This is a genomic window from Spirochaetota bacterium, assembly GCA_040756435.1.
In the GTDB taxonomy this organism is placed as follows: domain Bacteria; phylum Spirochaetota; class UBA4802; order UBA4802; family UB4802; genus UBA4802.
Map to the genome: position 1 here is coordinate 32,438 of JBFLZD010000034.1, position 8,673 is coordinate 41,110.

The window sequence follows — 8,673 nt, forward strand, 5'->3', positions numbered from 1 at the left end:
ATGATACGGAATATATTAAATCATAGGGAGTTTGCAATCAGGGAGGGTTATATGAAAGTTAGTATCGATGCTATTTTGCAGTCCGCACATCAGTTAAAAAGCACTATAAATGTTGATGAACATAAATCAGGAAATAGAAATAAAGTAACCAGCGATAAAATCAACATTGAACACAAAGTGATGGCGCGCCTGGATGAAATTCACAACCAGATTAAAGATATTCAGACAACACTTTCACGCTATCAGGTTATTGATGAAGGCATTCGTATGCTTTTGGATGACAAAAAAGCAGGCGGCACCAACGTTTTGAATATTATTAATTCTACGCAGTATAATAATAGGCCTGTATTAAAAGAATTTCTGGGCGATAGTTATGATGAAAACACCCTTGCCCATAAAAAAGACCAGTTAAAAAATCTGGTTGCTGACAGTATCACCGGTTTGCAACGACTTCAAGTTGAATTTGAGAATATCGTTGCCTCTGACCTTGCACGCAATGTTCACCTGAAAGATAAAATTGATGAGATTAATTTACTGATACCGCATAGCATCAAAAATGCTCAACACCTCCATCATCTTGATGCTGAAACCGTCAAGCGGTTGATTCAGTGATGTAATCTTATGCTCTGACCCCTTTTATCTTTACATTCAATCTACAATAAAATAGCGCTTGCTGTATTTTGCATCATAGCGCATAAACTTAGCTACTCTCTTTGCAAAACTATCCCCTAACTGGAAAAGAACTCATGATGGTCTATTAGCACTTCTACATCAGCATCCTCTTGTAAATATGATTTAATCCTGCTGTAGAAGTATGCAGTGGTGTCAGAGCCCAGATTCTCCCCATCTCTGCGGTCTCTGCGTGAGACAAACTGATGTATCACGCAGAGTGCACTGAGTACGCTGAGTTATTAGAGAGATAGTGGGATTTTGGGGTCAGAGCCTTAATGGATAGGATGACTTGTTGCCTATACGTCATTCCGGTCATCTCTTTTTGTCATTTCGAACGTAGCGAGAAATCTTTGCTTCCCCCTTTAAGATTTCTCAGTCACTTTGTTCCTTCGAAATGACAGAGTAATACGGTCATTCCGGGCTTGACCCGGAATCTTTATCCTCACCATTGTGGATCCTGAATCAAGTTCAGGATGACTTTTTGCCTATACATCATTCCGGTCATCTCTTTTTGTCATTCCGAGCAATTCTTTTTGTCATTCCGTCCAATCCTTTATGTCATTTCGAGCAATTTTTTTTGTCATTTCGAGCGCAGCGAGAAATCTTTGCCTCCAACTTTAAGATTTCTCAGTCACTTTGTTCCTTCGAAATGACAGAGTAATACGGTCATTCCGGGCTTGACCCGGAATCTTTATCCTCACCAATAAGATCCTGAATCACGTTCAGGATGACTACACTGAATCAATCCTGAAATAAATTCAGGACATGATTCAGGATGACACCCTGTTATTCACTATAAAACCCCGCTGTGGCGATATTATTATAAGGGGTCAGAGCATAATGATTTAATTTGCTGCATATTAATTTCATACAGACTCCCAATGTCATATTTGCTATCACATATTAATTTTAACCATGACGTAATTAATATAACATATAATTATAATAAAAAAAGGCGAACATAAAGGGGGTTCTATGTTCGCCAAACGATATATTATAGATATGGGGCGCTTTATGAAAATAAAGCCAATTGTGTATATATCACCAGCGCAATGCCACCTCCACAAATCCACTGTACACTGTGCCACTATACGAATAATCTGGGTATAATGCATCTATTTCAGCCTGACTGACATCATCATTAGTTGGATTCCCATCAAAATTTTCATAAATTTGTTCAATTGCAATCCTATCCTTCTTTACCTGACGTTCCTGTAGCATTTGCATCTGCCCAGCTATAGTTATGACAATTGGAGCAACCATTGGCCCTGTTTTGGGGATGGTAAAGCTTAATCCCGCCGAACCAATATGAGTATTAGCATCCATGAAATTGAATAATGACGAGTCGTTCACTGCTTCATCAGGAACATAAGAAGGTCTGTATGAATATCCTAAATTCATAGTGAGCCATTGCATCTTAGGAGTAAGACATCCAAAGTTATAGCTTACACCAACTTTTGGCACAATGATATCCTGAAACTTGGGTATTTCTACCCCTTTATTTGCCCAGTATGCTTCTTTTGATTTAGAAACTTTACACTTTGACCACATCTGATATTCTACATCTACTGATAGTGTAAGACCCGATAGTGGTTTTATTGGCAAAAATGTATATGCAATACCACCAGAAATAATTTGTGGTGTATAGTAATCAAATATACTTAATGCCATTTCCAATGTTACACCTGCAGTATACAGTTCGGCACTGGTTGCAAATGGATCAACCTCCATATACACTTCACCTCTGTATGCAACGCCTAAATCAAGTCCCCTTAAAGCATTAATCTTTTTCCCAGGTGATATATATAATCCTGCAACAGGTGCTATTTTTGGAGTTAACTCCATCTGTACTTCAGAGTTTGGCGTCTGCTCATTTGGCCCAAGTTCAACCTGTGTTAAATTAACTGCACCTCTTCCGCCTGTCCACACGTTGGCACCAACTCCAATGCCAAAAACATCATCCATAAATCCAAATCCCAACCCTGCCAGTATAACTGCACGCTCAGCTTCTTTGCCGTACCTAACAAAGTCATGAGTCCGCAAATCTATATCATATACTTTAACCAGCGATCCATCCTGCATCAATCCCAATCCAAGGCCAAATCTGCTTGATGATATGAACGAAGGCATCTTTACAAAATGATTCAAATCAAGCACCAGTCCTAATGTAACCGTTCCAAAGTTAAGCTCCTTATCGGCAACAATATCAGTGCGCGGGATATCAATTTTCATCTGCGGCTGCGTGTACATATAATTGATTGCCAGCTGATCTTTATAGGGGAAAATATCATACGGTGATATCGTTGTTTCGGTAACTGTTGTTTCCTGCTTTCCGCCTTTTTGTAAGGTCATTTCCTTTTTTTCCTGTACAGGTTCTAGTATATATCCCCTTGTTCTGCCAAGTCCTGCAATATTGTAATAAACGCTTGACCAGTCATTAACCACTGCAGTCATAGCATTTCCGCGTGAAATTCCAATGGCACTAAATCCATACGTATCGGCAAAGTTTGCAAACGCAATCGTTTGCACAGTAACTATCGCCACAAAAATTAACAAAACTTTGCTCATTAATCTATACATTATAACCTCCATACTATTTTTTATACTTCAATTGGTGTATATGATATTATCCCGCACCCTTCACTTTTTTTATCTTGTTCGATAGTTCCCGTCATCATTCTACTGTACTATATGCAGCCTCACGCTAAAACGTAAGGCTGCACTTTTTTTACTTTGTTAATACCTGACCAAGCCCTGAATATGGATCAAACTCATCGCTATACAGATATTCAGATGGCGATGAAATTACAGGCTTTGAATAATCCTCAAATGTTGTTGCTTTATAGTACCTACCTGCCTCCACATCATTCATCATGCTGGCTAATGCAACAAGGAGCTCACCTAAATCATCCCACAGGCGTGAATCAGGATTTGCTATTAAATCAGTTCCCAGGAATGCATACAGCTCTTCAAGCACCTGCTGCGATGGATAACGTGATGACAGGTTAGTCATAAAGTATTCCATAAACCCATCATCCACCAGCATGTTGTTAGCAACTGTTAGGAGATTGGCATAATGGCCTGAAAATCCATTTAAAATAGTAGGTAAATTGGTTGTCAGAATATCATTCAACTCATTGGGAACTACCCACTGGCTACCGTCATAGTAATACAATACAGCTCCTAACGTATGACGCAATCCTTTAAGCTGTGAATCGGTTGCCGTAAAGCTTGTAAGCGATTTATCCAGCACAGTAATGAGGTCTTCAGTAATATTATATTGCCCGGTTGTTGTTCCATGAGAGCTCATAAGCTCTGCTATGCCATTCATAAGCTTGTAGTAGTTATTCCAGTTGCGGTCAGGATTGCTATCATCCCTTCCATCAACAAATACCGCAAGCCCCTTTTCATTGTTTTCAGGTATATTATCAGTATCTGAGAAGCCAATGAGTTCATCAAGGGCGGTGTTAAAATTTACTATACCATGATTTTCATCAGATGTACTTAATGTACCATCATTGTTAGTAAACATCCATGATGGATAACTTATACTTTCAATATAATACCCACTTTGCAATTCTTTACTCTTTGCTGCCTTAATTGTTGTTACAACCTGTTCCAAACCATAGAATATCTTTTGTTTTGCTCCCCAGTCACCATAACTGGTGCTGTCTTCATTTTGATATGCATATACACCATCATTCCTGCCTGTCTTTTGCAAAAATGCCAATAGCTTACTTACCATGCGGGTATTTGCCAATGCAGGGATAAGACCATCTGCTGAACCTGTTGTATTTTCAGTTAATATATTTGCCACAGTACGTAAGCTTTGCGTGGGTTTAAAATCTACTGCACTATCAGTAGGCTTTGGAGTAAAGTATGCATATATCCCTCTCCCATGCGGATCATTCATCTGTGGCACAAACCATCCCTTTGATGCCCCAGTATAGGGAGTTTTGTAATAACGCACTACAGGGCTTGTCAGCGATGATATAAGATCACCTAAATACTTTAATGGGTATTTATGATTACCAGCAAAATTGTACCAGTAACCACTTGCACTGGGTTCGTAGTATGATTTTCCGTGTAATACACCCGCGAGTGCTGCTACAATGGGAAGCAATTTATTGCGGTTTTGCCACACGGATGAGGATTCATTGCCTATATCCGATGAATTGGAGGCAACGTAGTCTTGCTGTAAAAATGCCATTCGGGCCATGGTAACTATATTGTCACCAATAACATTTGGAAGTACATTACCTTGGCCTAAAATTGTATCCCAAATAGTGTCAACACCAACATAATCACCATCAGTATTGCCAAGTAAATTTTTCCATGAACTATCCTCTTTAACAATAACCCACAACCGTCCATCACCAGGCAAAAATGAATCCCCATAATTAACACCATTTGGTTGTGTGCGTACAATATCCAGACCCTGATTTCCTTTAAACACCCATGTACCCACACTCCCAGTTTTCTTTGCCGTTGCCATTCCAACCAGACCATTACCTTCAATAATAACAAAGACAGGTGCATCTATATATAAATCAATACCACACGTTAAAGCTGCTACAGCATGTATATATACATAAGATGTCATAGGCATTATAAACACAAATTTCTTTTCTAAAACCAGCCATTGGAAATTGCGATACATTGCTTCTTCCTGGCTGGCACATGCACGAGCGCCATCCCCTTCAGCAATCTTTTCAAAAAATCGTATTGCCCCAGAGTTGCTGGTAAATGCATCCAGATCATCGCTATATTGATTTCTTCCTGTGGTACCTTTTAATGAATGCATTTTATATTTTGCAAGTGAGTCAGTTGCATCAGTTACCACACTTGCTGGGGAGTAATATCCTGTCCAACCAGTTGGAGCATGGTTACTATCGTCATGATAATTTATATTTGTTGAACGGACAAGATAATGATCAGTATCCCAGTATGGCTTATAGCGATTGTCGCGCAATTTAAAAGTTCCTTTATCTGTGACCAGCGTTTGACCACTTGGATCATCCGCATCGTTCCCGCCATCAGATGGATAGAAATATTCCCAGGTTGCAGGATCACCGCTTGGCTTATGAACAAATGCATAAATTCTTCCATCAGGTCTGTAATATACATAATATGTTTTACTGCCACTCACAACCGTGGAAGCATTTGGATCAGCATAATAATATGGTCCTTCGCCCTCCCAACAAGCCCGAGCTATCCAGCCCATAGTCCATCGTCCAGTGTTTAATTCGCCAAGACCATTACCCACATATGGGTAATACGTTCGATAGTCATTATTAGCATGACCAACTGTAGTGTCATTGCTGGTTGGCGTTATGCCGGTCCTACCACCATTGGGTATACCTGCATCTCCAGCACATGCACCACTTAATAGCGCAAGCACTGGGAAATCTGAACCTAAATAAAATTTATAATTATCAGCCTGAGCTGAAGTAAAAGCATTTTTTGCACGGAATAAATAATCACCCTGCCCCCTGCTAGACAAACTTGTACTTGTCACAAGCCCACCTGTCTTCCCACTCCAAGTATTACCAGTTACCCTGCAATCAAGTGCTAAATTATAGGCACCCAAATACCACATGGTAAATCCCTGGCTTGCACTCCGCGCTTCTTTTAATCCACCAACAGTAGGATACAAGCTGTCATTAACTGTCATAATACCACCCGTTGGCAAGCCATGCAGCCGTGCCGTTAAACCACCACTTCCGCTTGTATAATTATTCAGATAATTATTTTGATATGGTTCGTTGCTGTCATAGTAAGGTGATGCTGTCACCTTCCTTGTTAAAAAACCAAATTCATTGGCGAGCTTAAGGGTATACAAAAGATGCTCCAGATATGATACCTTGTAGGTTTCGCTGCTTCGCATCTTTCCCTCACCATTGTATATAACCATACGTAATAATGAAGGTTCAAGCTCATAATTATCAAAATCTATTCCACAATTAAGTTTTAAATTATACAGGGACTCTGATAAGCATTCTATTATTGAACGCCCTTGTGCATCTTTTATTGGCGTATCTGCGTTATTCTCTTTCCCGCGTATAAAAAGTGTCATAAGAGCTGGCCACATGCTCCTCAAGCCATTGCGCAGTTCGGTGTTTACATAATAACCCGTAGCTACACCTGTTGTATCTGAATAATAATTTGTTTGAGTAGAACCATTGCCATAATACTGACCACCCACTGTGGCATAATCCTCGGCATTTATCATAAGCTCTTTTAAAATGTCTGCAAATGAGTTGCTGCCTGCACTTGCCGTCAAAAGATTTCCAGTTTCACGGATGACATCATACAGCGCTTCACGTGCTTCAGGGTCACCGGTTGCTATATCATTAATTCCTGAAAGCAGGGCATCCATACCATTGACAGCATTGCCCAGCCGATTGTTGTTGTCATCATAAAAGGTGTTTGCCCGCACTAACAATTTCCCAAGGCCTTCCTGCAATTGTGGAAATACTGTTTTTAAATTTTGCCCATCGCTGTCCTGTAAAAATGCAATCAAATCAGCCATTACGGTTTCTATTTCACTTCCATGGGCATACTGTATGTAGCCTATTATTTTGCGTAACATATTTAATATTTCATTGCTGGTACCAGGGCTTGTTGCACTTAAATCGTCTAAAAAGCTATACAAATCTGTTGCATAGCTATCATAACTGTCATTAGGCCAGTCATAGTCGTCCTGTTGCAGTATTCTTCCAATGATAGAACGAAGTGCACCAATGGTATCAACAAGAGGATCAACAACTGAAGGATCAGCCACAACAGGCAACACATCTTTAACAGCATCCACATCCGCATTAATTGAATCAGCTAAAAGAATATTAAATGTATGCTGATCAATCCCGGAAAATGCATCATACAGCGCTGGATAATCATCTAAAAGGTCAAAAAGGCGGTATGGTGGCTCAGGGTCATTGCGCTGAAACCAGAACTTACCCTGAGAACACGAAGTTATGAACATTACAATGAATATGAATAGAAATGATTTCAACACTTTCATACACCCCTCCTGGATTACATGAAATATTTTTTTTGTTTTTAATAATGAATACATTGTCGATTGGATTATATGTATTACTATAAAAATGGTACTGACATGTCGGTCTATTATATCAACATGCTTCCGACGATTAAGTACCATATTCCCCACAAAAAAACGTTTTATTAAACACTCACCATCTGTTTTGGGTGCTAAAATTTGACATGATGTTTTCATAACAAACCCTTTCAAACTGGCGTACCAGTATTTACCGTCTGGATGTACTAATTCATGCATATATATTAATACCGACTGGTAAGTATTGTCAACTATTAATCAAATATTTTACAAAAAAATTTTAATTTTGTTAACATATTATATTGTTGACGATTTATTGTAATATATACATAATATTAAAAATAGATTTATATCTAATATTTTTTGTTAACTACACTATCAACATAAAAATCATAATATGCTTTATATTGTATTGAAGTGCAATTGCAGTTGTTACCAATTTATTTTTTTAATTTCAAAAGAATTATTGCTTTAGTAAATAAATTTACTATAACAAAGCTGCTATACATACTTTATAGTATTACCAATTGTGTTATAAATAGAGGAAGCACAAGTGTTGCCGATAGTTGCTTTATGAAAATCACCCTTTGTCTTTTTACTCTAAAAGGCACCGCATTCTATAAAACAAATTTTGTTCTTTACACATTTTTTCGTTCTACAAAAAAGCATGCAATGAAAATTGCCTTTTATTCTTGACCTATGAGTTATTCCTACCATAACTCTGTTTTTTCTAATATCTTTTATATATATTCAATAGCATGAATTATAACTACGGGCTGTGTTAAAAACAAACTTTAAAGCGGCCTTTTTTTATTTTATGTACTGGACATAATGTGCAATGTCACTATTCATCACATCTTCAATCTGATAATACGTAAATGTAAAATTAACCATAGGGGAATAACAACATAATAAATATG

The 8,673-nt window shown here is 38.3% G+C and carries 3 protein-coding genes; 1 reads left to right on the top strand and 2 read right to left on the bottom strand.

Translation table 11 applies throughout. The features are described 5' to 3' along the window. The first annotated feature begins 51 nt into the window (after positions 1–51). On the top strand, positions 52–612 hold the full coding sequence (locus AB1444_10675; protein MEW6527119.1) for a hypothetical protein: 561 nt from the start codon (positions 52–54) through the stop codon (positions 610–612). A gap of 1,101 nt (positions 613–1,713) precedes the next feature. Here AB1444_10675 and AB1444_10680 read toward each other — a convergent pair. Together AB1444_10680 and AB1444_10685 are read right to left on the bottom strand one after the other, a co-directional pair. Beyond that, on the bottom strand, positions 1,714–3,252 hold the full coding sequence (locus tag AB1444_10680) for a hypothetical protein (protein ID MEW6527120.1): 1,539 nt from the start codon (positions 3,250–3,252) through the stop codon (positions 1,714–1,716). A 148-nt stretch (positions 3,253–3,400) separates the two neighbouring features. Further along, positions 3,401–7,696 carry a hypothetical protein gene (locus AB1444_10685; protein ID MEW6527121.1) on the bottom strand — a complete coding sequence of 1,432 codons (4,296 nt, stop codon included), beginning with the start codon at positions 7,694–7,696 and terminating at the stop codon, positions 3,401–3,403. Between the last annotated feature and the right edge of the window lie 977 nt (positions 7,697–8,673).